Raw genomic sequence first — 23,681 nt, 5'->3', positions numbered from 1 at the left:
CCGCCGGCGGCACCATCAGCAAGACCTTCGACCAGCTCGGCCGTCAGCTCACCTACACCGACGCCGACGCGGCCACCACCACCACCGAGTACGACGCCCTCGACCGCCCGTCGAAGACCAGCGACACGGTTCCCTCGACGACCACCTACACCTACGACACCACCATCGACCCGCGCGGCCTGACCACCTCGGTCACCGACTCGGTCGCCGGCACCTTCACCGCCCGCTACGACGCTGACGGTGACCTGGCCACCCAGACCCTGCCCGGCGGCTACACCCAGAGCGACGAGCAGGACACCACCGGCTCAGCCACCGCCCGCACCTACACCCGCACCAGCGACAACACCGTTCTCGCGGCCGACTCCGTCAGCGAGAACACCCACAGCCAGATCGTCGCCCACGGCGGAACCCCCGGCGTCACCGCCTCCCAGGCCTACACCTACGACAACACCGGCCGCCTGACCCAGGTCCAGGACACCGGCGCCGACGCCACCTGCACCACCCGCACCTACACCTTCGACAAGAACAGCAACCGCAAGTCCCTGGCCACCGCCACCGCGGACGTCGGCCTGGACTGCACCACCACCGGCGCCACCACCACGACCAGCACCTACGACAGCGCCGACCGCCTCGTGGACAGCGGCTACACCTACGACAACCTCGGCCGCACCACCGCCCTGCCCGGCACCACCCTCGCCTACTACACCAACGACCTCGCCCAGCAGCAGACCGCCGGCACCCAGCGCCAGACCTGGACCCTCGACTCCAACCAGCGCTTCCGCGCCTGGACCACCGAGACCAACACCTCAGGCACCTGGACCCAGACCGCCGCCAAAACCAACCACTACGACTCCGACAGCGACAGCCCCCGCTGGATCACCGAAGACACCAGCGGCAACCTCACCCGCAACATCGACGGCCCCTCCGGCGACCTCGCCGCCACCAGCACCAAAACCGGCAACACCATCCTCCAACTCGCCAACCTCCACGGCGACATCACCCTCCAACTCCCCCTCGACACCACCATCGCCCCGACCGTCCTGGACGCCGACGAATACGGCAACCCCCGCCCCGGCCAGGACCCCGCCCGCTACGGCTGGCTCGGAGCAAAAACCCGCTCCACCGAAACCCCCACCGGACTCACCCTCATGGGCGTCCGCCTCTACAACCCCACCACCGGCCGATTCCTCTCCATCGACCCCGTACCCGGCGGCAACGCCAACGCCTACGTCTACCCCAGCGACCCCATCAACGCCTACGACCTCAACGGCAAGAGCCGCTGGGGTTGGGCCAGGAAGGGCTGGGGGATGGCCAGGCGAGGATGGGCGAACAGGAAGACTTACTGGGGGACCGCCAGAAGGCGCATCAGAGGTGCGGTGGAAATCGGCCGCCGGTACCAGAGTGTCGGATCGTATCTCGGTGGAAGCCTCGGTGCGGCATACGGTGTCGGATACTGCGCTTACAAGCGTCCGGGGTGGCGTTCCTGCGGCCTGCACATAGCTGGCGGTTTCTTCGGGGTGGGAGGAGTCGGAGGAAGTGCAGGAGCTGGATGGGGGTGGTACAAAGTGTTCAGGAATCGACACAAATGGTGGTGATCATTACCACTAGAGCGTAAGCGGTTCGTGTAGGCGATCGCGGCCCGCTATCTCAAGAGGGGGCGGATATCATTTTCCGCCCCCTCCGTCTATTCCATGTAATGATTTCCGGTTGCCGCGCGTGGCGGGTGACGCATCCGACGCTGACGAGAGGGTTTTTTCGATCTCGGCGACGACTCATGATCGTACCCGCCTGCGCAATCTCGCCCTCGCCGAAAAAACTACAGCTAATCCAGCAGGTCGGAGATCATTTACAGGGAAGCCCTAGCGGGTGGGCATGCCTGCCGGGCGAACCGGCAGATGTGGTCATTGCGTCTCGCCGATCAGCTCGCCCAACTGAACGACGTATTCAACTTCGTTCCAACTCCCATGAATGCGCACCAGATACTGACGTTCGGAGAATCTATATATCTCGCGACGGGTTACTTTCTTGATGTCGGGATTGTATGTCCTTGCGATCTCAAGGAGCTCCTGGAGGGCTTCCGCCTCATTCCCTTCGATGGTCGAAACCGTGCGCATCGCGGGCGGTGGGTCAAACGTGTGTGCGGTGATTATCCACTTGGGCATGATGACCTTTCCTGGGGTACGGTGACTTTAGTGAGATATGGGGTGTTTTCGAATGGTCTTCGTTAGTACCTTAAAGCGCCATTGCGCTCCGGTGGTCTACTTTAGCCACGATTTTTCGGGGAGGGTCATCTGAGGGTCCACCATCACGTGCTCAGGACGTCCCCGGCAAGCTGGGGAGTATCGCCGTGACCGGACTAATCCTGTGGCGGGAAGCGCGTCGCTGACTTCTGGAGGGGCCCGCCATCGACTACGGCGACTACGGCCCCTTCCTGCCGACGGCTCCCGAGGCACTACGGGGCCGCGCAGACGGCATGTCGCCGCGCCCGCCAGGACAGCCCGGGCGCGGCGGACGCATTGATGGCCCGACCGAACGCCCCAAAGCAAACTCCAGGTGCGCAGGGCTCGCCAAAATCAGTGAGTGCGAGTGCGGTTGCACCAGCAGGTCGGCACCGCATGGGCGGGGCGGCTGCGGTGGCGGCCGTGTTCTGCTTGCCAGCCAGCCGCTCCTGGCTCAACAGTCCAGCCGCGCGTCCGAAGCCCATCTGGGCACAGGGGCGGCAGCATAATTCAGGCGAGTGCCCCAGCAGAGCATCCCGCGTAGGGACTGCTCAGTTCGGCAGCCTCCGGGGTGCAGTTCCTCACAGCTGGAGCACCCCGCACGGCCAAAGTGTTCCCAGGTGGCATCGTCGGCAACTGCCACTCCTGCAAGACCAGTTGGCCGTGTAAGTTCCTTCTCCGGACCCTTGCAGCCTGGAACGTCTGCTGCCTTCTGTGGGCCCGTCTGTTGTTCCGTCATGTTTTGTCATGATTCGACTTCTATTCAATGTGCATGGGGTGGGCTGCGTGAAGCGGCGTGTGGTGTGGGGTGCGGTCGTTGTGGCGACCGCGGTGTCAGCAGGAGTGCTCGTCGTCACGTCACAAGGCGCCGCTCCTTCAGGGGCGGATGCGAAGGCAGCTCAGGGACCGGTCGCCACCCATGTGCGATCAACCGCGTTGCGTGCCGACGACGCTGGTCATGTGTCGCTGAGCCGGCGCGACGTCAAACCCTTCAGCATGCTGAGAGTGTCGTGGAATGATCCGCACGCCCACGTCAGCGGTGCGGTCCAGGCCCGCGTCCGGTCCGTGGGAGCGGCGAAGTGGTCTTCATGGGCGACGCTGGAGGCTGACAGCGGAGGTGGCGAGGATGCCGCGCGTAGGGCGATGCGGGGAGCTACTGGTGCTGCGTGGTTCGGTCCGTCGGACGGTGTAGAGCTCAAGGTCGGCGGCAGCCGAGCGCTGCCTGCCGGTCTGAGGCTGGACATGGTCGATCCCGGCGTCTCTGCGCGTAAGGGGATGGAGGCGGCGGCCTACGTCATGGAGGGGGAGAGCCCCGAGCCGGACGGCACTCCGACCATCCCTGACGTTTCCCCATCAGCCTCTGATGAGACGTCGGGGCCTGAGGTGACACCGTCCGCATCCCCGAGTGAGACGTCCGCAGCTCCCACTGCGCCGGCGACTGAAGCCTCCACTTCGGCTAGCGCAACGCCCCCATCCTCGGGATCGCCGACACCGTCGCCGACTGCCACGGCCGGCCCGGCGTCCACTGTGCCTCAGCCTCCCATCGTGAGTCGGGCCGCTTGGGGAGCGGACGAGTCGCTCAACAACGAGGCCCCCGAGTACGGGACGACCATAAACGCGGTCTTCGTCCACCACACGGCACAGACCAACAGCTACTCCTGCACAGACTCCCCGGCCATCGTCCGGGGCCTGCGCGCCCTGCATCTGAACCAAGGATGGAAGGACATCGGCTACAACTTCGTCGTCGACAAGTGCGGCACGATCTTCGAGGGACGCAAAGGTGGAATCGACCGCCCGGTCATCGGCGCTCAGGCCGAGGGGTTCAACACCAACACCACCGGCATCGCGGTGATCGGTACGTTCACGACCGAAGATGCCCCGGTCGCCGCCAAGGCTGCCATCGCGCGCGTCGCGGCCTGGAAGCTCGGCCAGTACAAAGTGGACCCCCTCGGGAAGGTGACCCTGACCGCGGGCAAGGCCAACGGGAAGTTCCAGCTCGGGCAGTCCGCGGTGTTCAACCGGATATCCGGCCACCGCGACGCCTACGCCACCGAATGCCCTGGCACGGTTCTGTACAACCAACTGCCGACTCTGCGTTCGTGGGCTGCAGGTCCCGTCGCCGGGCTCGCCGTCAAATCACTTACCGGCGCAAGCCTGTCGGGGAACACTTACGTGACCAAGGGTGCGGTGACCGTCAACTGGGCGGCCACCACGCCGTCTTCTTTGATCACGAAGTACGAGGTCCTCGTTGACGGCAAGAGTGCCGTCACGAAGACCGGCACCGTGACCTCCGCCGCCGTCACCCTCGCAGCCGGCAGTCACACGGTTCAGGTCCGCGCGACCCACCAGTCCGGCAAAACCAGCTCCTCGCCCGGCGTCGCCGTGACGGCGGAGAGCACCCCGCCGACGTTCACCACCAAGCCGGCCCTGTCTCTGCGGACGGGAACCGTCAACACCACCGCAGTACCGGTCACTCTGGCCTGGAAGGCAAGCGACACCGCGGGCCTGAAGGAGGTCAGTCTCACCGCCCCCACAGCGAAGACGTACGGCCCCACCACGACCAGCGCCCCACTGACCGCCAAGTCCGGCACGGCCACGACCTTCAGCCTCACCGCCCAGGACCTCGCCGGCAATACCGCCACTGCCGCCAAGAGTGCCACCCCGATGATCCTCCAGGAGACGTCCGCCGCCAAAACCGGAACTTGGGCCAAGAAGACCTCCTCCAGCTACCTCGGCGGCGCCTCACTGAGCAGCTCCACGAAGAACGCCTCGCTGAGCTGGACCTTCACCGGCCGATCCGTGGCGTGGATCGTCTCGCGCGCCTCCACCTCGGGACAGGCCAACATCTACATCGACGGCACCAAGACCACTACCGTCGACCTGAAGACGACCACCACGGCCTACCGCAACGCACTTTGGACCAAGAGCTGGTCCTCCGCCGGCAAGCACACCATCAAGATCGTCGTCACTGCGACGACTGGCCGCCCCACCGTCACCACCGACGGCATCGCCTACCTGCCGTAAGGGCCGTGGGCTGGAACCACTGATTCGAGAAGATCACAAGGCTCGTGTCGGACCTCGGTCGGGCACGAGCCTTGCGGTTGCCGCTGCCCGTCGGCGGGCGGGCCGGCTGAGACAGTCAGGAAACCCCAGCTCGTGCCGCCGTGTCACGTCTCCCTCAGTGAGGCGGCACCTCGTTGAGGTGCTTCCGAGCCGCTAGTGGCTCTGCACGGATGGTTGACCAGGTAATCGGTTGGAGCCGCGGAGCCTTCGCTGGCTACGCTCCCTGGCATGAATCCCGTGATCGACGTCCTGGCTCCTTCCGAGGTGGACTGCCTGGAGCGCCTGTGGGGGCAGCTCCTCGTCCACCACAGTCGGGAAGCGGCACACCTGGCGGCTCTTGGCGCGGTTCGTTCACCCGAGGACTCGTGGCGTCTGCGGCGGGGACAGTACCTCGAATGGCTGCAGGAGCCGCTCGCCGCCGTACTGGTTGCTCGGGACGGGAATCACCTGCTCGGCTATGCGGTCGTGCGCATCCTGGACGCCCCGGGGTCATGGCAGTGGGGGGACCAAGTCGGCGTGCTGGAAACCCTCGTGGTCGATGACGAGGCTCGCGGCGCCGGAGTCGGGCAGGCCCTTGTCAGGACCGCGCGCGAGCATCTCGCCAAGTCGGGTGTCCAGGTCATGAAGATCTCTGTCATCGCGGGCAATGATGGCGCCATGCGCTTCTACCAACAGGAAGGGGCCGTCGACTTCGTGAAGACGCTGGTCATGCCCGTCTCGAGGTGACGGCGCAGACCAGAGCGGCGCCCGCAACGATGATGTCGCCGTATCCGCGGGGGCAGAGCCCCGGCTGACCCCTCATGCGACCTTGGCTGGGTATTGAGTCCAAGTGCGGATGGGTGAGTCGGGGGCGAAGTTGGTCTTGGGTTCGGCGCGTGCGTTGCGCCAGCGGACATAGGCGGCGATGGCGGCGTTCTGCTCGGCGTGGGTGCGGTGGTCGGTGCCGTTGAGGGCGAAGTAGCGCAGGGCTGCGAACTCCGATTCGATCCAGTTCAGCCAGGATCCGTAGGTCGGCAGGAAGACCAGCTCGATGTCGTTGGCGGCGGCCCAGGTGCGGACCTCGGTGTGCTTGTGCGGGGAGAAGTTGTCCAGCACCAGGTACAGCCTCTCTCCGGGCCAGCGGGTGCGCAGGGCTTTGAGCAGGCCGAGGAACTCGCGCCACCGCTTGCGTTTGCGTATCCGGTAGTAGATCTTCCCGGTGGCCAGGTCGAGAGCGGCGAGCATGTGCATCACGCCGCCGTAGCGGTTGTAAGTGGCCCGCAGCCGGCGGGGCCTGCCGGCCGGACACCATGTTTTGCCCTTTCGGGGCATCAGGTTGAGCGGCCCGAACTCGTCGACGCAGATCACCCGCCCGTCGGTCGGTGGGGTGTCGTACAGGGCCAGGACCCGGTGCATCTTGGCGATGAAGTCCGGATCGGTGGACGCCTTCCAGGTGGTCGTGGTCTGCCAGGAGACCTTGCCGTCGCGCAGGATGCGGCGCAGGGTCTCCCGGCTGATCGTCGCAACCACGTGCCGTTCGACCAGGTGGGCCGCGAGTTTGGCCAGGCTCCAGGTGGAGAAGGCGGCGACGTTCCAGTCGGCGGGGGACGTCCGGGCGATCAGTCGGATGTGCTCGCGCACCCGCTCACTGATCGTCTGGGGGCGTCCCCCGCTCCATTTTGGGTCCAGCGCGTCGAACCCCCGCTCGTTGAAGGCGTGGATGACGTCGCGCACGTAGTCCTCGCTGACCTGCATCAGCGAGGTGATGTCCTTGACCGTCTGGCCCTGAGCGGACATCAGCACCACGATCGCCCGCCGCAGCCGGACCGGGTCCTTCGCGGTCCGGCTGATCCGCTGGAGCCGACGCCCCTCGTCCATGCTGACCCGCCGGACGAAAACACTCGGTCGACGTCCCACGACCACCTCCAAGATCGAGTCCTGGAAACAGTCTGCTGACCACCGGGCAGCACGTCGATTACCCGGTCAACGATGCGAGCCGAGCCACTAGCAGCAGTTCCCCGCCTGCGGCTTGGAAGCCCTACTTCGCTAGGTCAGCCGCCTGAGCCTCATATCCCTCTCACTGACCGAGGATGCCGTGCCACCTCACGGAGCAACTCGGCGCCGTTGCCCCGCCGATGAACGGCGACAGCCGCATCGTAGAGCTCCTACGGCACGAGCGGCGTCAGCCGAAGGTCGGGACGCCGGAAATTGTCAGGTCGGGCCTGTCGCGTACAAGCCGTACAGGGTGACGCCATCGCCCGCCGGCATTCAACGAGATGTCGGCGCTCACCTCGACGACAAGGTCTGGCTCGACGAGGTGGGGATCGAGAGTCTGCGTGCTGCCCCAGCCTGCTGAGAACCGGCGCCCTGTCCAGGGGTGTCGGCCAGTTCGCGGCTGAAGTAGACCTCCGACGCTTGCAGCGAGCTCAACGGACAGGGGAGTGGTGCGGCCGATGAAGCAGAGACGGCCTTCGGCATCGAGCCGGCCGAGCAGCAGGCTGGACGGCGCGTCCATGCGGCCGGTCACCGCTCCGACGATCGCGTCGCTCGTGTGACGAACGCACTGGGGAAGTGTCGGTATTCGAGAGTTGCAGTAATGGCCGGTGCCGGCGCGGGGCAACCAAGCTGGTCACAGCCGCGGCACTCACCTCGCCTCGACTTCGTGCCCATCCAAACCGGCATCGCATGGCTCCGAGGGTCTAACTCTCCGCAACCGCGGCGGTGCGCGGTCAGGCGGCGGTGAGGTGGAGTAGTTCGGGAACGCCGGGCGTGCTGCTGTAGGGCCGGAAGCGGGGGAGGAGGGCTTCGACGAGGCTGGTGCAACGGGGTGCTCCGATGCGGCGGGCCAGGAGCAGGGCCTGTGTGGCGGCGGCCGCGGCGGGCTCGGGTTCTTTCTGGTCGAGGTGGCTGGCGGCCTGGTAGGTGAGGAACACGCCGCGGGTCTTGTCGCGTGCCACTGGCAAGAGCTGTTTGCCTTCGGTGATGAGCTGGTGGGCGCGGCCGGTGTCGCCGAGGTCGAGGAGGGCCTGGCCGGAGTCGACGGCGAGGTCGGCTTCGGACACCCAGGAGCACCAGCCGGGCCGGTCGGCGCCAGCGTCACCGAGGTGCTTTTCCGCTGCGGCGAGGGCGCGTAAGACGGCCTGGCGGTCGTTCTGCGCTGCGAGGGTGCGGGCGAGGCGGAGTTGGAGCAGGCAGCGGGCGGCCGGGTTCTGCGCCCGGGTCAGGGCGTGGTTGAGGATGCTGGCGGCGGTGGTGTGGTCCTGGCGCCAGGCGGCCTGGTAGGCGAGATCGCCCAAGAGGCCTGCCCCCATGTCGTGCTCGCCGGCGGCATGCGCGTTGTGCAGGGCGGCGACCCAGTACTGGCTGGCGGGGGTGTGCTGGCCGAGGTCGAAGCGGTGCCAGGCGACGGTCTGGGCCAGCGAGGCGGCCAGCGTGTGCAGGCGCCTGCCGGTAGCGGGGGAGTAGCGGCCGTGTTCGATCAGGTCGGTCACGGTGGCCAGGTAGGCGTCGAGGAGCAGTGCGGTGTGCTGGCGCTGCTCGGTAGCCAGGCCGGCCAGGGGCTGGGTGGTGTTCTCCAGCAGGGTGAGGAAGTCGCCGTCGACGGCCTTGCCGTCGCGGGCCTGGGCGAGCGCGCCGGTGGGGCCGAGTGCCCAGTCCGCGGCCAGCGCGGACAGGGTGCCGCCGGAGATCGTCAAGAAGGTTCGGCGGTCCATCGCTGTTCGCAGGGCCTCTCTAAGAGCGGACACAGAGCTGTGGGGTCCGAGCGGGACCACGCCGTCGGAGGTGGCGGGCAGCCACTTCGGCCAGTCGTCGGCGCGGACGATGTCCGCAGGCCAGCCAAGCGCTTCGGCGATATAGATCTGCGATTCCTCGTTGGGTTCGACACCGCGTTGCCATTTACGCACCCGCGCCTCATCCGTGCCTGAACGCAGACCGCGCCGGCCGGCAGCAGCACGGACGCCTGCGGCGAGATCCCGCTCCGACATGCCGGCGGCGATGCGTGCGACAGCGAGAGGGTGACGGTGGGCTTTTTCCACCTCTCCATCCAATCACTCTATGCACTCGTCTGGTGACTTCCTGGCAAGGCGGGACCTCCCCGGGACCTCCCTCAACCAGTCGACTGAGTCGAACAGTTGAGCCCAGCATCGTGTTACTGAAGCACGCGGCAGCAGCACTTTTTGGGGTGTGGTCTGCCGTCGGCTTATGAGGAGGCACTATGCGGACCGTGCTGGTCACAGGAGGTGCGGGCTTCATCGGCTCGCACTTCGTCAAGCGTCTTCTGCGCTGTGAGGACATCGCCAGAATCACCGTTCTGGACGCCCTGACGTACGCGGGGCACGTAGAAAACCTCGGGGAGGCGTTCCTTGATTCGAAGATGGACTTCGTCCAGGGCAACATTCTCGACGCCGGTTTGGTGGATTACCTCGTGGCCCAGCACGACTACGTCGTCCACTTTGCCGCCGAGTCCCACGTCGACCGCTCCCTTCACGACGCGGGTAACTTCCTGACCACGAACGTGCTGGGCACCCGAACGCTGTTGGACGCCGCCTGGCGGCTGGGAGTGGAGAAGTTCGTCCACGTCTCCACCGACGAGGTGTACGGGCCGCTGCTCACGGGGACGGCAGACGAGTCGGCACCGCTGCGGCCGTCTGTGCCCTATGCAGCGTCGAAGGCAGCCAGCGACCTGGTAGCCATGTCGTACTTCCAGACCTACAGCGTGCCGGTGTGCGTCACCCGCTCGTCGAACAACTACGGCCCCTGTCAGCACCCGGAGAAGATCATCCCCCTCTTCGTGACCCAGCTGCTGAAAGGTGAGCCAGTCACCCTCCACGGCCAGGGCCAGCACGTGCGTAACTGGCTGCACGTGGAGGACAACTGCGCCGGCATCGAACTCGTCCTGCGCTCGGGCTCGCCGGGTGAGGTGTACAACATCGGCGGCGGCACGGACCTGTCCAGCAAGGCACTGACGGGCGAGCTGTTGCGAATCTGCGGCAGCGGCTGGGACAAGGTCAGGTACATCCCGGACCGGCTGGCCAACGACCTCCGGTACGCCATGGATTGGTCGAAGCTCGCCGCCCTCGGATACCAGCCCACCCACGACCTGCAGGCGGGGCTCGAAGAGACCGCTGACTGGTACCGCCGCAACCCCGACCGGTGGGCGCCGCTGTCGCGCAGCCCGCTGCCCGCGATGCCCTCCGTGCGCCTCGCCCCGTCGCTCCAGGAGCCGCAGCGTGCCTGACCAGACCCCGCCGCGCCGGATTCTCGTAACCGGCGTCGGAGCCAACCCTGGCATCGGCCTGTGCCGCAGCCTCCTGCGCCTCGGCCACCAGGTCGTCGCCGTCGACGCACATCCACTGGCTCCGGGCCTCCAGTTAGACGACGTCGTGCCGCACGTCATCCCGTGCGCCGATGACCCCGACTACCCCGACACCCTGGCCAAGCTCTGCCGCGATCTCACCGTAGGCGCGATCGTCGTCGGCATCGAGAATGACCTGCCGCCGCTGCTCGATCTGCGGCCCCGCCTGAACGCCGAGGGTGTACGCCTGTGGCTCCCGGATGACGAATCGGTGCACGACTGCATCGACAAGGCCCGCTTCCACCGCGTCCTCACCCAACACGGCATCCCGACCCCCCAAACGTGGACTCCTGGGAGCCTGGACCTAATCCCCGCCGACAGGCCGCTGGTCGTCAAGCCGCGCGGGGGCCACGGTGCGCAGAACGTGCACATGGTGACGTCCAGCCGGCACGCCCGCCTGCTGTGTGAGCTGGTCCCGGCCCCCATCGTGCAGGAACGCGTCTACGGCACCGAGTTCACCGCGGACTGCCTCGTCGACCGCGACGGGCGGGCTTCGGTGATCCTGCGCCGCCGCGACCTGGTGAAGGCCGGACTTTCCGCAGTCTCCACCACGTTCGAGGACGCCACCGTGCGCAACCTGGTCCTGAAGACGCTGCATGCCGTCCGGGCGGCCGGGCTGTGCTGTGTACAGGGCTTCGTCAGGCAGGACGGCTCGGTCACCATCACCGAGTTGAACGTCCGCGTCGCTGGCGGATACGCGCTGACCGAGGCCGCCGGAGCCGACCTCGTCGGCCAGATGGTCAACGGCCTGTTCGGCCTGCCGGTCGACCACGACCGCCTCACGTACCGCGTCGGCAGGTTCCTCACGAACTACGTCGAAACGCTTCGCGTCGGCGACGCCGCCGAACTCGCCTTCCTCACCGCTTCGAAGGGAGCAGCATCGTGACCACCTCTACGAGGCCCGACGCCAGGCGCAACGCCAGCCCCTACCTGTACGGGCAAGAGGCCGCCGCAGTGGCCGAGGCCCTGCAGTCCGGGCAGTACGGGCACACCAACGTCACCGAGGAGTTCGAACGCCAGGTCGCCTCCTTCCTTGGCGTGGAGGACGCCGTGGCCGTCGCCTCCGGCACCGCGGCCCTCCATACGGCCCTGCTCGCCGCCGGGATCGGCCCGGGCCGCGAGGTGATCGTCCCGTCCATGACGTTCTGTGCGACCGTCCAGGCGATTCTGGCCGTCGGCGCCACCCCGCGCTTCGCCGACATCGACCCCGCCACGCTGTGTGTGACCGACCAGCTTGTCATGGAAGCGGTCGGCGACAGCACGGCCGCCGTCATCCCGGTGCTGTTCGGCGGCCGGGCCGTCGACCTCACCGCCATCCGGGACGAGCTGACCGCGCGGAACATCGCCGTCATCGAGGACGCCGCGCACGCCTTCGGCTCGCGCAACGGTCTGACCAGGGTCGGCGCAAGCGGTGACCTGACGTGCTTCAGTTTCGGCCCGATCAAGAACCTCACCTGTGGCCAGGGCGGCGCGGTCATCCCCCGCACCCGCGAGGAAGCCGACGCGATCCGCCAACTCCGGCTCCTCGGCGTCGTCCAGTCCCAGGCCGAACGCGCGCGCACAACCAGCTACCGCGTCGAAGGATTCGGCCTGCGCTACCAGATGTCGTCCATCAACGCCGCCATCGGCCTGGCCCAGCTGCCCCACATGAGCGACATCGAGCGCTCCCGCCGCACCCTGTGGCAGACCTACCAGCACACCCTCGCCGACATAGACGGCGTGACGCTCATCGATGTCGGCCCCGACCGCTCCGTGCCCCACCTGTGCCAGGTCCGCGTGCCCCACCGCGACCAGGTGTTCGCCGCACTGCGCGCTCAGGACATCGGCGTCGGCGTCCACTACCCGCCCAACCACCTGCAGCCCGCGTTCGCCACCTGGCGGCGCCCCCTGCCGGCCACCGAACAGGCCGGCCAGGAGATCCTGACGCTGCCCTTCCACCAGCACCTCACCGACAACGACATCGACCAGGTGACCACCGCCCTGCATAAAGCCCTCAAGACCGCTGGAGCCGCATCGTGCGCAAAATCCTGACGGTGTGCCTGGGCAATCACTGCCGCAGCCCGTTCGCCCAGATCGCACTGGCCCACAGGGGCGGCACCGACCTGGAAGTCCGATCAGCGGGACTGATCGGGAAATGGCAGGACCAGCCCGCCAACGAGTCCATGGTCAAGGCGGCCCGGCGCCTGGGCCATGACCTCACCGGGCACCGCGGGCAGCAGATCACCCTGGAAACGCTCAGCTGGGCGGACATCATCTTGGCGATGGATACCGCCGTCCTCGACACGCTCCGGGCGATCTGCACTCAGGCCAACGACCCCAAACTCGCCCTGTACCTCGGTGACCGCGACGTCTCCGACCCCATGGGACAGGATGACGCCGCGTTCAACGACTGCGCCGTCCTCATTGAGGCAGCAACGGCGCTCCACGTCGGCCGGCCGCCCCAGTAACCGGTTGGTCCGACGCGGCGGAAAGAATCTCGTCCACGAGCCTGTCGGCCGCGTCCGGACGGCCATACCTGCGGGCCCGCTCCGCCATCGCCCACCGAAGCTGGGCATCGGCAAGGAGCGGGCCCAACGCGTTTCGCACCTGATCCGCCGTCACCGCGCCTTCGAGCGCGACCGCGGCCCCGGCCTTCTGCAGATGCCTCGCGTTGTGCGCCTGCTCGTTGCCCGCCGACGACGCCAGCGGCACAAACACCGCCGGCTTGCCCAACGCTGTCAGCTCCGCCAAGGTCCCCGCACCACTGCGGGAGATCACCACATCCCCGAGCGCCAGCACATCCGGCAGCTCCGGGCCGACGAACCCGGCCAGGTAGTACCGGCCTGCGAGCTCGGCGGGCAGCCCGGCCGCCCGCGCCCGCAGTCCCTCGAGGTTGGCCGGCCCGCATTGGTGCACCACGTTCGCCTGCTGCAGCAGCCACGGCAGCACCTCGCCGACCAGCTCATTGATCTGCTGCGAGCCCTGCGCGCCGCCGGTGACGTACACGGTCGGCAGCTGCCGCTCGAAACCCCACAGCTGCAGCGCCTGCACCGCCCTGTCCGCATTCCCGGACAGCACTTCCGGCCGCACCGGGTTCCCCGTCACCACAGCGACCTGCCGCGCCGACTCCGACAGCAGCTCTAGCGTCGACTCCGACGACACGCAGATCCGGGCCGCCGACGCCGCCAGCTTCCGGTTCGCCAGCCCCAACCTGACCGTTTGCTCATGCAGCACCAGGGGGCGACGGCACATCCGCGCAGCCAGGCCGGCCGGGACCGCCACATAGCCGCCCGTCGCCAGCACGACATCCGGCCGGAAACCATCGATCGCCTTCCGGGCCTGCACCACCCCGAGCGGCACCCGCGCCATATCCCGCACGTTCGCCGGTGACGCCAGCTTCAGAGGATTCTTCGAGCGGCGGATCTTGCCCGTCACCACGCTGGTGAACGCGATGCCCTCGGCCGGGGCCACGTGCGCCTCCAGACCCTCTGCCGTCCCGATCCACAGCGTCTCAAGCGCCCTGCCCTCGGCAACGAGCCGGGCCTGCAGCGTACGTACGGCGGTCAGCGCCGGGTAGGTGTGTCCACCGGTCCCGCCGCCCGTGACGACGAGACGGAAAGAGGCGCTGTTCATCGGGGCCGCTCCAAAGCTGGCGGAGATCAGACGAGTCGTCACAGTAGCTGCTGCGGAACACCCTCTCGCCCGCCGCGCACGAATCCGCGCCACTCGTCGTCCCGGCGAACGAAGCCCCCTTCCCCCGCAGCGACTTCACCCGCCAATCGAGCGCTCTGGAGGTGGTGTGTGGCACCGTGGACGCAGGCGTGGTCCGTCGCTCCCCCCGTGGTGGCGGACCATGCCTGTCTACGTGGCCGACGGCGCCGGGCTCCGGAGGCAAGGCCTCCTCGAGGACCTGCCGCAAATCGGTGTACATCCGCAGCCGCACCCCGGGCTGGCCGGGGTCCCGGGTGGTGCGCTCGGCGGTCGAGGTCCCCCAGGTTTGGGCGATCGCCGCCTGGAAGGCGAGGACGGTGTCATCGTCGAAGCCCGCCACGTCGATGACGAGCTGGCCGGGTTCGCACAGGTGCGCTTCTCGGATCGGGTCCACGTCTGTCAGTACGTGTTCGTGACCAGCCAGGGATCTGTTCAGGCTCGGAATTCACCCGACCGGGCGAGTTGTCAGTGGCGACGTCTACCGTCCATTGCATGACCGATTCGCCGAACTCCTCTGAGAGTGCATGGGTGTTGGAGGCCACCATTCGGACAGCGCCGGCCGCCGATGCTCAATGGCAGGAGCAACTCGACAGGCTCCGGCCAATCGCCTCGTACCACCCGGAGACCCAGACGTGGCATGCCCGCCTCGGCGCGCTCGACCTGGCCGGCGTGCAGATGCTGCAGGCCCTCTTCGACGCCGCCCACGTCCACGGAATCGAGGTGTGCCTGACGCCAGTGGCAGTCCCGGCGTACTGGAAGGGCCCCGCCTTCACAAGAGAGCCGAACGTGGCCGCTCTGCTGGAGGCGCAGGCCGATCGCGGCCGGCCGCTCGGTCAGCTGCCTTTGGCCTGAGGCGCCCGCGCGGGTATCCGTCTGGCGGCCTGGGCGGCGCATCGTGCGCCGGCACGGATAGCGTCAGTTGGTCACCCTAAAGCGGCGGAACATGTCAGGGAGGAACTGCCGCAGAAGGGCCTGGGCGGCATCAAGACGCTTGAGTTCGTCGTGCCCGAAGCGGAAGACCCCGTACTCCCTGAGCTTAAGATCCCGGTCAGCGGCGACCATGTCCGCGTACTTGCCCGTATCCGGAGTGCGGCCGCGGTCGCGGGTGTAGTGCTGGGATCCGTCGACCTCCAGGACGACCCGCTGTCCATCAGGCAGCAGCAGGAGGAAATCCATGCGGGAGCGCAGCAACGCCTCGGTGCCGCGCTCCCGAACGGTCCTGTGGTCCCAGTGCAGCCACACTTCGGGCAGCAGAGAATCCGCTGCTGGAGCGCCACCGGCCGACTCACTTGGACATCAGACGACGCCGGCATCCCCGGCCTCTTCGACTGCTACGCCCTGAACGTGTCGGGCACCACCGCCTGGGCCTGCCCATACACGGACTTCCCGCTCGTCGAGATACGCCCCGACCGCACCCATCGGCCCCTGAGGGTGTGGGCGAACCGCGTACGAGGCACCAAAGCGGCGGCAGTCCACGGTGAGCGGGTCGCCTTCTACGGTGGCTACGGCGAAGAGCGGGACCGACTCGCCCACGGAGAGATCATGGAAACATCCGTCGAGCCATCGGACGTCGGCCTGCTCACCCTGCCCGATGGCTCTGCCCCCGGCCGTCGGCGGGTTGTCGGCCGAGGAGGCAGGATCTACGTCCAGGGATGAGCCGTTCACCACGTGGGGCGTGTTCGACCTCAGCAGCTGATCCCCCTTCTGACCTCGCAGGGAGCAACGTGCCGCCGTCCTTCGTCCACCGGATCACCAAGTACGACCCTGCAGACCGTGATGAACACGGCCACTACACCGGTGCCGAGGAGGCGGTCAGTGACCATGGGCTGGTCGAAGCCGCGTACCTCGCGGCGATCGCCGCCTTCGCGGAGGCCTCAGGCATCGATCGGCTGGAGATCCGCGAGCCCGCAGTCACCGGGTTCGTCCACTTCGGCGTGGAGCCGTCGGATGGGAGACACGGTCTCGGCGAACTCTTCCCGCCCGACCTCTCCGGCTACCACGACGGGGCCGAGGTCTCCCTTCCGGTCGCTCTGGAGCTGGTCCGGGGCATGCTCCGCGACCAAGGTGCCTGGTGCCGTCTGGAGGCGGGGGACGTGTTCACCGTGCATGTCGGGTGGGACCAGTACGTGTATGTGGGCAGCAACCGGCTCTGCGCGGACGCTGTGGCCCGTACACGGGAACTCGGTCTCTTCCCGGAACCGATGGCGACCTCCCCCTACGCGGCGGAGCTGGAGGAGCCAGACGTGACGGAGGCGGCCAACGAGGGGTTCTGGGCGCGTGCGCACCGTGCTGGCCTCACAGAAGGCGGTGCTCCTGGAGGAGGGCTACGTCCGCAACGCTGCACGCTTCCACCGCCTCACGCCGCAGAACCTCGACGCGGTGCGTACCGGTCTCAGCCCGCGCGCCCTGCTGACCGTCTGGCCGGACCTGAACCCCGATGTCGGCGCAGTCCTCGCCACGCTGCCAGAGGAGAGATCCGCGGAGTTCGTCTGGGAGACACAGGGCGGGACGATCAGACACGCGGTCGTCGACGACACCGAGTACCAAGAACTCGCCACCCTGGTGGTCGACGCCCGAGCGGCCTGCGCCCTGCCCGTATACCTCGACGAACGCCACCCACTTCTTTGCGCCGCCCTGCCCGATAGCGACGGCGTACTGCGCGCCCGGTGGTGACCCCGTTCACATCGGTTGGCCACAGACCATTCGTCCGTTGAACGGAATGTCGGATGATGAGGCTGCTCTCGGAGGTCATGTGCAGTTGTTCTTCGTGGACCAGCGCCGGGTCTGGAAGGTGGGTGCGGTCGCGGGTCGGAGCTATGCAGAACTGAGCGATCTTTTCGAGCGGCGCCGACTGCCCCGGGGCACCCCGATCCTGCCCGATGACACGATGCGTCCAGTCGAACCGCTGACCAGTTGGTTCCGGGCGATGGGGCTCGCGGGCCGTGATGCGAAGACGATGAAGGCCTACGCGTACACCGCGTTGATGTTGTTCAACTTCCTGGCCACCGTGGCCGCGATTTCGCCTCGGCGAGCGAGGCGGACCTGCTGGAGTTTCGGTTGTGGCGGCGGGAGCAAGCCGAGGGGACGGTCGGACAGGCCGCTTGGGAATCGAGCTCAGCCGGAGATGCGCCCGCTGTCTCGTGAGACATCTAAAGATCTGGAGAACCGGGGCTGCGGTGGCCGAGCCGGCGCAGGTCCGCTGAGCGGGTTCCGGCGGGCTGGAGATCGGCATAGGGGTGGAGGCGGGCTCCGGCGGTCCCGTCCGTGAGGGTGCGCTGGGATGCGGCGGGTTGGGCGGGTGTCGGGGCGGGGGAGGGGCGGCCGAGGAGATCGAGGGCGGCCTGCGGGCCGTGGTCGCGGCGGGCGGCGGCCACCTCGTCCAGGTTCCACACCATCTGTCCGACGACCGTCCTGCGCGGTCCGCGGGCCTCGACGGTTCCCCGCACCAGCAGGAGTCCGTTGTGGACGACCGTGTGGGCGCACGCTTCGTGGGAGTCCTCGAAGAAGGCGATGTCGACCATGCCCGCGCCGTCTTCGAGCGTCACAAAGATCACTCGCTTTCCACTGGGGATCGGCGGCGTCTGTGTGGAGGCCCGCACCCCGGCGACGAGAACGGTCTGACCTGGAACCATCTTTTTCAGGTGAGCGGCGGCGGTCGCACCGAGCTCACGCAGCAGGCGGTGATGGTGGTCCATCAGGTGATGTGTGACGTCGATCGACAGCGTCTGCAGCTCCGCGTCCAGCTTGTCGCGGCCGGTCATCTCCGGCAGGCCGCTCGGTTCCGCTGTCACAAGCTCCCCGCCCAGCGGCAGCTGCCCTTCTGCTGCTGTGCGGTGGCGGGACTGGCGGTGCAACTCGGTCGCCTGCAGCAGCAGGTCCCGCCGCGTCAGCCCGCCGGCGAGCGGGCCGAGCGCTCCGATCTGGATCAGGCGCTGCGCGAGCGGCAGGGACGGACGGCACGCTGCCACAGATCCTGCAGACCGTTGTACGGCTGGCCGGCTACCAGCCGCGCGCTCTCCGCCTCGCTGATGCCCTTCACGGTGGAGAACGCGAGCCGCACACCCCACCCCTGCTCCGTTTTCTCGACGCGGTGCTGGGCGCCGGAGGTGTTCACGTCGACGGGCAGGACGGGCACGCCGTGGCGGCGTGCGTCGGCGACGATGACGCGCATCGGCCACATCCCGGGGTCGTGCTCGAGGAGCCCCGCATAGAGGAACGCGGGGTAGTGGGCTTTGAGGTAGGCGGACTGCAGGGCCGGGACGGCGAAGGCGACGGCGTGCGCGCGGCAGAAGCCGTACGCCCCGAACTGGGAAATGATCTTCCACACGTCGTCGAGGACGTCCGTGGCGTAGCCGCGTTCGCCAGCGGTGCGGCGAAACCAGGCCTCCACCTTGGGCAGCCGGTCGGGGTCGGCGAGGGCGCGGCGGGCAACGTCTCCGGCGGCCCGGTCACAGCCGGTCATCCGAACCAGGATCGCGATGATCTGTTCGTGCCAGATGACCACGCCGTAGGTGTCGTTCAACACCGGCTCCAGGTCGGGGTGCGGGTAGCGCGGGGCCGCTCCGTGCCGGGCGGCGATGAACAGGGCCGGCATGCCCCCCTTGACCGGGCCGGGCCGGAACAGGCTGATGTCCGCGACGACGTCCTGCATGTGGCGGGGCTGGAGTCTTCCGACCAGGTCCTGCTGGCCGGGGGATTCGAGCTGGAAAAGGCCAACGGTGTCGGACGCCTGGATGAGCTTGAACGCCAGCGGGTCATCAAGGTCGACGTGGTCGGGGTTGTCCAAGTCGAGAACGCGGCCGGTGGCCCGGCGGATCTCGGCCACCGCGTGGGCCATCGAGCTCTGCATCCGCACACCCAGCACGTCGAGCTTCAGAAGGCCGAGATCTTCGACATCCTCCTTGTCGGCCTGCAACATCGAATATCCGGCCGGAGTCGGCTGCACCGGAACGCGGTCCAGCAGCGATGCATTGGAGATGATCACTCCGCAGGGGTGCATGGCGTACCCGCGCGGCAGGGCGTCCAGGCCCTCCGCCAGCTCCCACAGCGGACCGAACTGCTCGGCTCGGCTGGCGACTTCGCGGAGCTCCGGCAGCTCCGCGAGGGCGCCGCGGATGTCGCGGGCCCGGATGTGCGGGAAGCTCTTGGCGAGGTCGCCGATCACTTGGGGCGCAATCCCCAGAGCGAGTCCGGTGTCCCGTAGTGCGTGCCGGGCCCGGTAGGTCTCGGGCATGCCGGTCACCGCGGTCCGCTCCCGTCCGAACCGCTCGATGATGGCGTCGTACACCTCCAGTCGCCGCTCGGACTCGACGTCGAGGTCGATGTCCGGAAGCGACGTACGCCGCTCACTCAAAAACCGTTCGAACAGCAGCCGATGGTCAAGAGGGTTGGCGGTGGCGACGAACAGCGAATGGTTGACCATGGAGCCGGCGCCGGAGCCGCGTGCGGCGACCCGGATTCCGAGCGTCCGGGTGTCCGCGACCACTTGGGCCACGGCCAAGAAGTACCCCTCGAAGCCCAGCCGGCTGATGACCTCCAGCTCGTAGTCGAGCTGCCGCGCGGCGCGCACGTCCCGGTCCAGGCCGCGGGCGACCATGCCGGCCTCGCACCGCTGGCGCAGCAGTCGCATTGCCGACCCTCGCTCGTGGGTGGCGCCCACGACGGACGGTTCGGGGAAGTGCGGCCGCCCCAGCCCGAGGTCGGTCGGGGTGAGGGTGCAGGACTGGCCGGTGGCGGCGGTCTCGGCCAGCAGGCGTACGGCCCGGGCCCGGTCCTCGCCCACGGCCCGGGCGATCCGTTCGGCGGCTGCGGCCATGGTGGCGGGATCCTTCAGCCACCGCTCGCCGCCGTCCAGGCGCCGGCGGTCGACCGGCCGCAGCAGCCGGGCCGCATCGAGCACGTCGGCCAGCCGGTACTGGCCGGGGTCGGCGTAGCGGACCGCGTTCGACAGCACTGCGGTAACGCCGAGTTGGTCGGCCAGGCCCACGGTCCGCGCGGCCAGCCGCAACGAACCGGGGCCGGTGCCCTGTCGGCCCAGATGTACGGCTTCCAGACGCAGCCGCTCTCCGGCCAGCTCACGCCACGGCGCCAGCAGCCGCTCGGCGACGTCAGGGCGGCCGGCCGACAGGGCCCGCGTCGGCTCGGCCGAGGGGCCGAGCAGCACTATGAGGTCCTGATCGGCGTACTCGCGCAGGACCGGCCAGGACACGACCGGCGCAGCCCCGTCGGCCTCGGCGTGCGCGGCGGACACCAGACGGCACAACCGGGCCCACCCGGCCGCGTTCTGCGCGAGCAGAGCGATCCGCAGCGGCGGCTCCATCACATGCGCGCCACCGCGCACGGGCGTACGCGGCCGTCCGGCAGCCGGATCCAGCGCGGTGAGTGGGGCGACGGCGACGTCGACACCGAGGACCGGCCGGACGCCGTCGGCCGCGGCGGCGGTGACGAAGCGGACGGTGCCCGCGACGGTGTCCCGGTCGGTCAGCGCGAGCGTCGTCATCCCGCGCTCGGCGGCGCGCTGAACCAGGGCACCGGGCAGGGAGGCGCCGTAGCGGGCCGAATAGCCGGAGGCGACGTGCAGATGAGTAAATCCACTGTGCCGCACCTCCGTCTCTCGTGTGCCCGCTGTGACCTGCGCCCCTTCAGGCCTCAACCATAATCGATAATACGTTCGATTACGTGGAGGGAGTCGTCCCCGTGTCGCGCGAGAGGGCCTTGACCAGTGATGACTACCGGCGCAGCCCGCGGTGATATCCCCCGCCTCAGCAAGCGCCTGCCACCGGATCCGGGGGGCTGCTCTGTAACGCCCGCACCGGGTGCTGACCGGGATGCGGGGCTACCTTTCGCGGGCGAGGCTGGTGCCATGTTCGAGCGCCGAGTGATCGTCTACCCACCGTCGGAAGCCGGCGACTCGGGTGTGTTCGAGTGGCAGGGAGGCGTGCCAGAGCTGTGGGCACCCTGAGCAGGCGTAAGGGGGCGCGGGGTGCTGGGGAGCGGGATGTGGAAGCGGTCCTCGACGAGCTCTACACCACGCCGCCTTCCGATTTCGTCGGCCGCCGTGAGGAGCTGGCCGCCGCGGCCAAGGCGGCCGGCCACGGCGAGGATGCCCGCCGGATCCGTGCCTCCCGCCGGCCCACCCTGGCAGCCTGGGCCGCGAACCTCCTGCTGCGCTCCCAGCCACAGGAGAGCCAGCGGTTCCTGGAACTGGGGCAGGCTCTGCGCGAGGCATACGCCGCCCTGGACGCCTCGGGGATCAATGAGCTGTCCGAGCAGCGGCGGCGCATCGTGGCCGCCATGTCCCAGCAGGCTGCGCAAGCCGCGCAGGAGGCTGGCCACCGGCTGTCGACTGCAGCCCAGCGGGACGTCGAGTCCACCCTGCGCGCCGTGCTCACCGACCCGGACGCCGCCGACCAATGGGCCGGCGGCCGCCTCGAGGCAGCACTCACCCCGCCCTCAGACTTTCCGGGTACGGCCCGGCCGGCCGGCGTTGCGCAGAAACCGCGGCGAAAGGTCCTGCAGCTATCGGTGCGGACGGGGGCGAAGGACGAACTCGCCGACCGGCGCCGCCAGAGGGACGAGCTGCTCGATCAGGCGCGAACGGCAGCCGACGAGGCCGCGCAGCGGTTGCGCGACGCGCGGGCCGAACAGGCCGATGCAGAGGCGGCACGGCAGCGGGCACGCGAGCGTCACGACCAGGCCCAGCAGCAGGTGTCCGCCGCCGAGCAGCACCTGCAGCAGGCACAGCAGGAGCTCCAGGAAGCCAGCCAGGAACAGCAGGAAGCCGAGGAGCGCGGCCATGCGGCCGCTGACGCACACGCCCGGGCCACACGGGAAGCGCGCGAGGCGGAACAGGCGGTGAAACGCCTCAGCGCACCCAGCAGATAGAGGGGACCCGGACACCGATGCGGCCCGACACCGTGTGGTGAACAGGACCCTGGTGTGCTCCGCTCGCCTCACCCGGCGCGCGCTCTAGCTGCACCAATGCCAGCGTGGATTACACACGCATTCGTGCCGGATGCGACGACGAAGCTGGCAGGAACGGGGTGCGGAGATGGCACGCGCGATCTGGACGGGTGTGATCACGTTCGGGCTGGCCACCCTGCCGGTCGGCCTGTTCACCGCCACCGGCGACCACACGGTCCACTTCCACCAACTGCAGCGCGACACCGCCGACCGGATCCGCAACCGGCGGGTCAACGAACGCACCGGCCAGGAAGTCCCCAGCGAGGACATCGTCAAGGGCTACGAACTGTCAGAGGGCCAGTACATCGTCGTGGAGCCCGACGAACTCGACCAGATCGCCCCGGGCCGCTCCCAGACCATCGACATCACCGACTTCGTCGACCTGGACGCGATCGAGCCGGTCTACTTCGACCGCACCTACTACATCGCCCCACGCGGCAAGGAATACACCAAGGTCTACGACCTACTGCGCACAGCGCTGGCCGAAGCCGGCAAGGCAGGCATCGCCACCTTCGTGATGCGCGGCAAGCAGTACCTCACCGCGCTCCGCGCGGAGGACAAGGTCCTCATCCTGCAGACCCTCCACTGGGCTGACGAGGTCCGTGACCCGGCCAAGGAACTGCCCGACCTGCCCTCCGGCCGCGCCGGCAAGGGCAAGGAACTGACGATGGCGATCCAGCTGGTCGACGCCCTCAGCGCGCCCTGGGAGCCCGGCCGGTATCACGACACCTACCAGGAGAAGGTGCGGGAGCTGGTGCAGGCGAAGGCCGAGGGCCAGGAGATCACCCTGGCCGAGGAACCGCCCCAGGCCACCAACGTCGTCGACCTGATGCAGGTCCTGCAGAGCAGCATCGACCAGGCCCAGGGCGCCGCGGAGAAGAAGCCGCCGGCACCGCGGCGGAGGAAGGCAGCCGCGCGGAAGACGGCGCGCCAGGCGCCGGCCAAAGCGCAGGAGAAATCTGCCCGCAGGAAGGCCCCACCGAAGGCGGCCCGCGCATCAGCGGCGGGCCGGGGGCAGGGCGGAGGGAAGCGCGAGCTGCGGCAGCTGAGCAAGGCCGAGCTGTACCAGCGGGCCACCGAGCAGAGCATCACCGGCCGTTCCAAGATGAGCCGCGAGGAACTCATCGACGCACTCGCCCGGGCCGGGCGTCGCCGCAAAAAGAGCGCCGCTTGATCGGATGCTCGGCTAGTGCTGTGACCGCGTAGGTTCGCCGGGTTGGGTTGGGTCGGGCCGCCGCTTTCGAAGATCGCATCCGAAGCTCGTGTTCCGGGCGGATCCATGGCCGGCGTTCGTGGACGGAGCGGAGGCGACGGACGGTTGATGACATGACCGGCGCGGCTCCCCCGTCACGGCGTCGCGGGTCTGGGTTCCCCGGGTCCGCGCACCGCCGCCTCGTGGAGCTTCTCCATGT

Annotated in this window: 18 protein-coding genes and 2 pseudogenes; 12 read left to right on the top strand and 8 right to left on the bottom strand. The window is 68.4% G+C overall.

Annotation, left to right across the window (positions count from 1 at the left end; translation table 11 throughout):
• Positions 1-1,595: RHS repeat-associated core domain-containing protein (locus ABZT03_RS37400; RefSeq protein ID WP_356047736.1), on the top strand; the 1,595-nt coding region annotated here is incomplete at its 5' end.
• Positions 1,596-1,901: 306 nt separating this feature from the next.
• On the opposite strand, the gene ABZT03_RS37395 is transcribed toward ABZT03_RS37400, so the two are convergent.
• The gene (locus ABZT03_RS37395) at positions 1,902-2,162 is read right to left on the bottom strand and encodes a hypothetical protein (RefSeq protein ID WP_356047734.1); all 261 of its coding nucleotides are present in this window, start codon (positions 2,160-2,162) and stop codon (positions 1,902-1,904) included.
• Positions 2,163-3,764: 1,602 nt separating this feature from the next.
• On the opposite strand from ABZT03_RS37395, the gene ABZT03_RS37390 reads away from it, so the two are divergent.
• Positions 3,765-5,243, top strand: coding sequence for an N-acetylmuramoyl-L-alanine amidase (locus ABZT03_RS37390; RefSeq protein ID WP_356047732.1), 1,479 nt, complete (start codon positions 3,765-3,767; stop codon positions 5,241-5,243).
• A 267-nt stretch (positions 5,244-5,510) separates the two neighbouring features.
• On the top strand, positions 5,511-6,008 hold the full coding sequence (locus ABZT03_RS37385) for a GNAT family N-acetyltransferase (RefSeq protein ID WP_356047730.1): 498 nt from the start codon (positions 5,511-5,513) through the stop codon (positions 6,006-6,008).
• A 72-nt stretch (positions 6,009-6,080) separates the two neighbouring features.
• On the opposite strand, the gene ABZT03_RS37380 is transcribed toward ABZT03_RS37385, so the two are convergent.
• The 3 genes from ABZT03_RS37380 to ABZT03_RS37370 all read right to left on the bottom strand — a co-directional run bounded on the left by ABZT03_RS37380 (position 6,081) and on the right by ABZT03_RS37370 (position 9,166).
• Positions 6,081-7,178, bottom strand: coding sequence for an IS630 family transposase (locus ABZT03_RS37380; RefSeq protein ID WP_356047728.1), 1,098 nt, complete (start codon positions 7,176-7,178; stop codon positions 6,081-6,083).
• 265 nt (positions 7,179-7,443) lie between these two features.
• Positions 7,444-7,788 (bottom strand): hypothetical protein, encoded by a 345-nt coding sequence (locus ABZT03_RS37375; protein ID WP_356047726.1) that lies wholly within the window; start codon positions 7,786-7,788, stop codon positions 7,444-7,446.
• Positions 7,789-7,990: 202 nt separating this feature from the next.
• Positions 7,991-9,166 (bottom strand): XRE family transcriptional regulator, encoded by a 1,176-nt coding sequence (locus tag ABZT03_RS37370; protein WP_356047724.1) that lies wholly within the window; start codon positions 9,164-9,166, stop codon positions 7,991-7,993.
• A 311-nt stretch (positions 9,167-9,477) separates the two neighbouring features.
• On the opposite strand from ABZT03_RS37370, the gene ABZT03_RS37365 reads away from it, so the two are divergent.
• From ABZT03_RS37365 to ABZT03_RS37350, 4 genes are read left to right on the top strand one after another with little or no spacing between them, the layout of a single operon-like run.
• Positions 9,478-10,500 (top strand): dTDP-glucose 4,6-dehydratase, encoded by a 1,023-nt coding sequence (locus tag ABZT03_RS37365; protein ID WP_356047722.1) that lies wholly within the window; start codon positions 9,478-9,480, stop codon positions 10,498-10,500.
• Complete coding sequence (locus tag ABZT03_RS37360) at positions 10,493-11,503, top strand: ATP-grasp domain-containing protein (RefSeq protein WP_356047720.1); 1,011 nt, start codon at positions 10,493-10,495, stop codon at positions 11,501-11,503. The genes ABZT03_RS37365 and ABZT03_RS37360 overlap by 8 nt, the downstream gene beginning before the upstream one ends.
• Positions 11,500-12,648 carry a DegT/DnrJ/EryC1/StrS family aminotransferase gene (locus ABZT03_RS37355; protein ID WP_356047718.1) on the top strand — a complete coding sequence of 383 codons (1,149 nt, stop codon included), beginning with the start codon at positions 11,500-11,502 and terminating at the stop codon, positions 12,646-12,648. Before ABZT03_RS37360 ends, ABZT03_RS37355 begins: the two co-directional genes overlap by 4 nt.
• A complete protein-coding gene (locus tag ABZT03_RS37350; protein ID WP_356047716.1) occupies positions 12,633-13,064 on the top strand; it encodes a low molecular weight phosphotyrosine protein phosphatase in 432 nt (143 codons plus the stop codon). The genes ABZT03_RS37355 and ABZT03_RS37350 overlap by 16 nt, the downstream gene beginning before the upstream one ends.
• Here the strand turns inward: ABZT03_RS37350 and ABZT03_RS37345 are convergent.
• Together ABZT03_RS37345 and ABZT03_RS37340 are read right to left on the bottom strand one after the other, a co-directional pair.
• Positions 13,018-14,229 carry a UDP-N-acetylglucosamine--N-acetylmuramyl-(pentapeptide) pyrophosphoryl-undecaprenol N-acetylglucosamine transferase gene (locus tag ABZT03_RS37345; protein ID WP_356047714.1) on the bottom strand — a complete coding sequence of 404 codons (1,212 nt, stop codon included), beginning with the start codon at positions 14,227-14,229 and terminating at the stop codon, positions 13,018-13,020. The genes ABZT03_RS37350 and ABZT03_RS37345 overlap by 47 nt on opposite strands.
• A 286-nt stretch (positions 14,230-14,515) precedes the next feature.
• Positions 14,516-14,701, bottom strand: a pseudogene (locus tag ABZT03_RS37340) (DUF6207 family protein); the annotation flags it as partial.
• A 98-nt stretch (positions 14,702-14,799) separates the two neighbouring features.
• On the opposite strand from ABZT03_RS37340, the gene ABZT03_RS37335 reads away from it, so the two are divergent.
• Complete coding sequence (locus ABZT03_RS37335) at positions 14,800-15,159, top strand: hypothetical protein (protein ID WP_356047712.1); 360 nt, start codon at positions 14,800-14,802, stop codon at positions 15,157-15,159.
• 63 nt (positions 15,160-15,222) lie between these two features.
• On the opposite strand, the gene ABZT03_RS37330 is transcribed toward ABZT03_RS37335, so the two are convergent.
• Complete coding sequence (locus tag ABZT03_RS37330; protein WP_356047710.1) at positions 15,223-15,549, bottom strand: hypothetical protein; 327 nt, start codon at positions 15,547-15,549, stop codon at positions 15,223-15,225.
• On the opposite strand from ABZT03_RS37330, the gene ABZT03_RS37325 reads away from it, so the two are divergent.
• The gene (locus ABZT03_RS37325) at positions 15,538-15,963 is read left to right on the top strand and encodes a hypothetical protein (RefSeq protein ID WP_356047708.1); all 426 of its coding nucleotides are present in this window, start codon (positions 15,538-15,540) and stop codon (positions 15,961-15,963) included. The genes ABZT03_RS37330 and ABZT03_RS37325 overlap by 12 nt on opposite strands.
• A 621-nt stretch (positions 15,964-16,584) precedes the next feature.
• Positions 16,585-16,980, top strand: a complete 396-nt coding sequence (locus ABZT03_RS37320) for a hypothetical protein (protein ID WP_356047706.1) — start codon at positions 16,585-16,587, stop codon at positions 16,978-16,980.
• Positions 16,981-17,456: 476 nt separating this feature from the next.
• On the opposite strand, the pseudogene dnaE reads toward ABZT03_RS37320, so the two are convergent.
• Positions 17,457-20,911: pseudogene (gene dnaE / locus ABZT03_RS37315) on the bottom strand (DNA polymerase III subunit alpha).
• 395 nt (positions 20,912-21,306) lie between these two features.
• On the opposite strand from dnaE, the gene ABZT03_RS37310 reads away from it, so the two are divergent.
• Together ABZT03_RS37310 and ABZT03_RS37305 are read left to right on the top strand one after the other, a co-directional pair.
• On the top strand, positions 21,307-22,191 hold the full coding sequence (locus ABZT03_RS37310; RefSeq protein ID WP_356047704.1) for a hypothetical protein: 885 nt from the start codon (positions 21,307-21,309) through the stop codon (positions 22,189-22,191).
• A gap of 166 nt (positions 22,192-22,357) precedes the next feature.
• Complete coding sequence (locus ABZT03_RS37305; RefSeq protein ID WP_356047702.1) at positions 22,358-23,443, top strand: Ku protein; 1,086 nt, start codon at positions 22,358-22,360, stop codon at positions 23,441-23,443.
• The last annotated feature ends 238 nt before the right edge of the window (positions 23,444-23,681 follow it).

It is taken from the genome of Streptomyces sp. NPDC005574 (assembly GCF_040605435.1).
In the GTDB taxonomy this organism is placed as follows: Bacteria; Actinomycetota; Actinomycetes; order Streptomycetales; family Streptomycetaceae; genus Streptomyces.
Note: the sequence above shows the minus strand (reverse complement) of the source record. Positions and strands in the feature narration are given on the sequence as shown.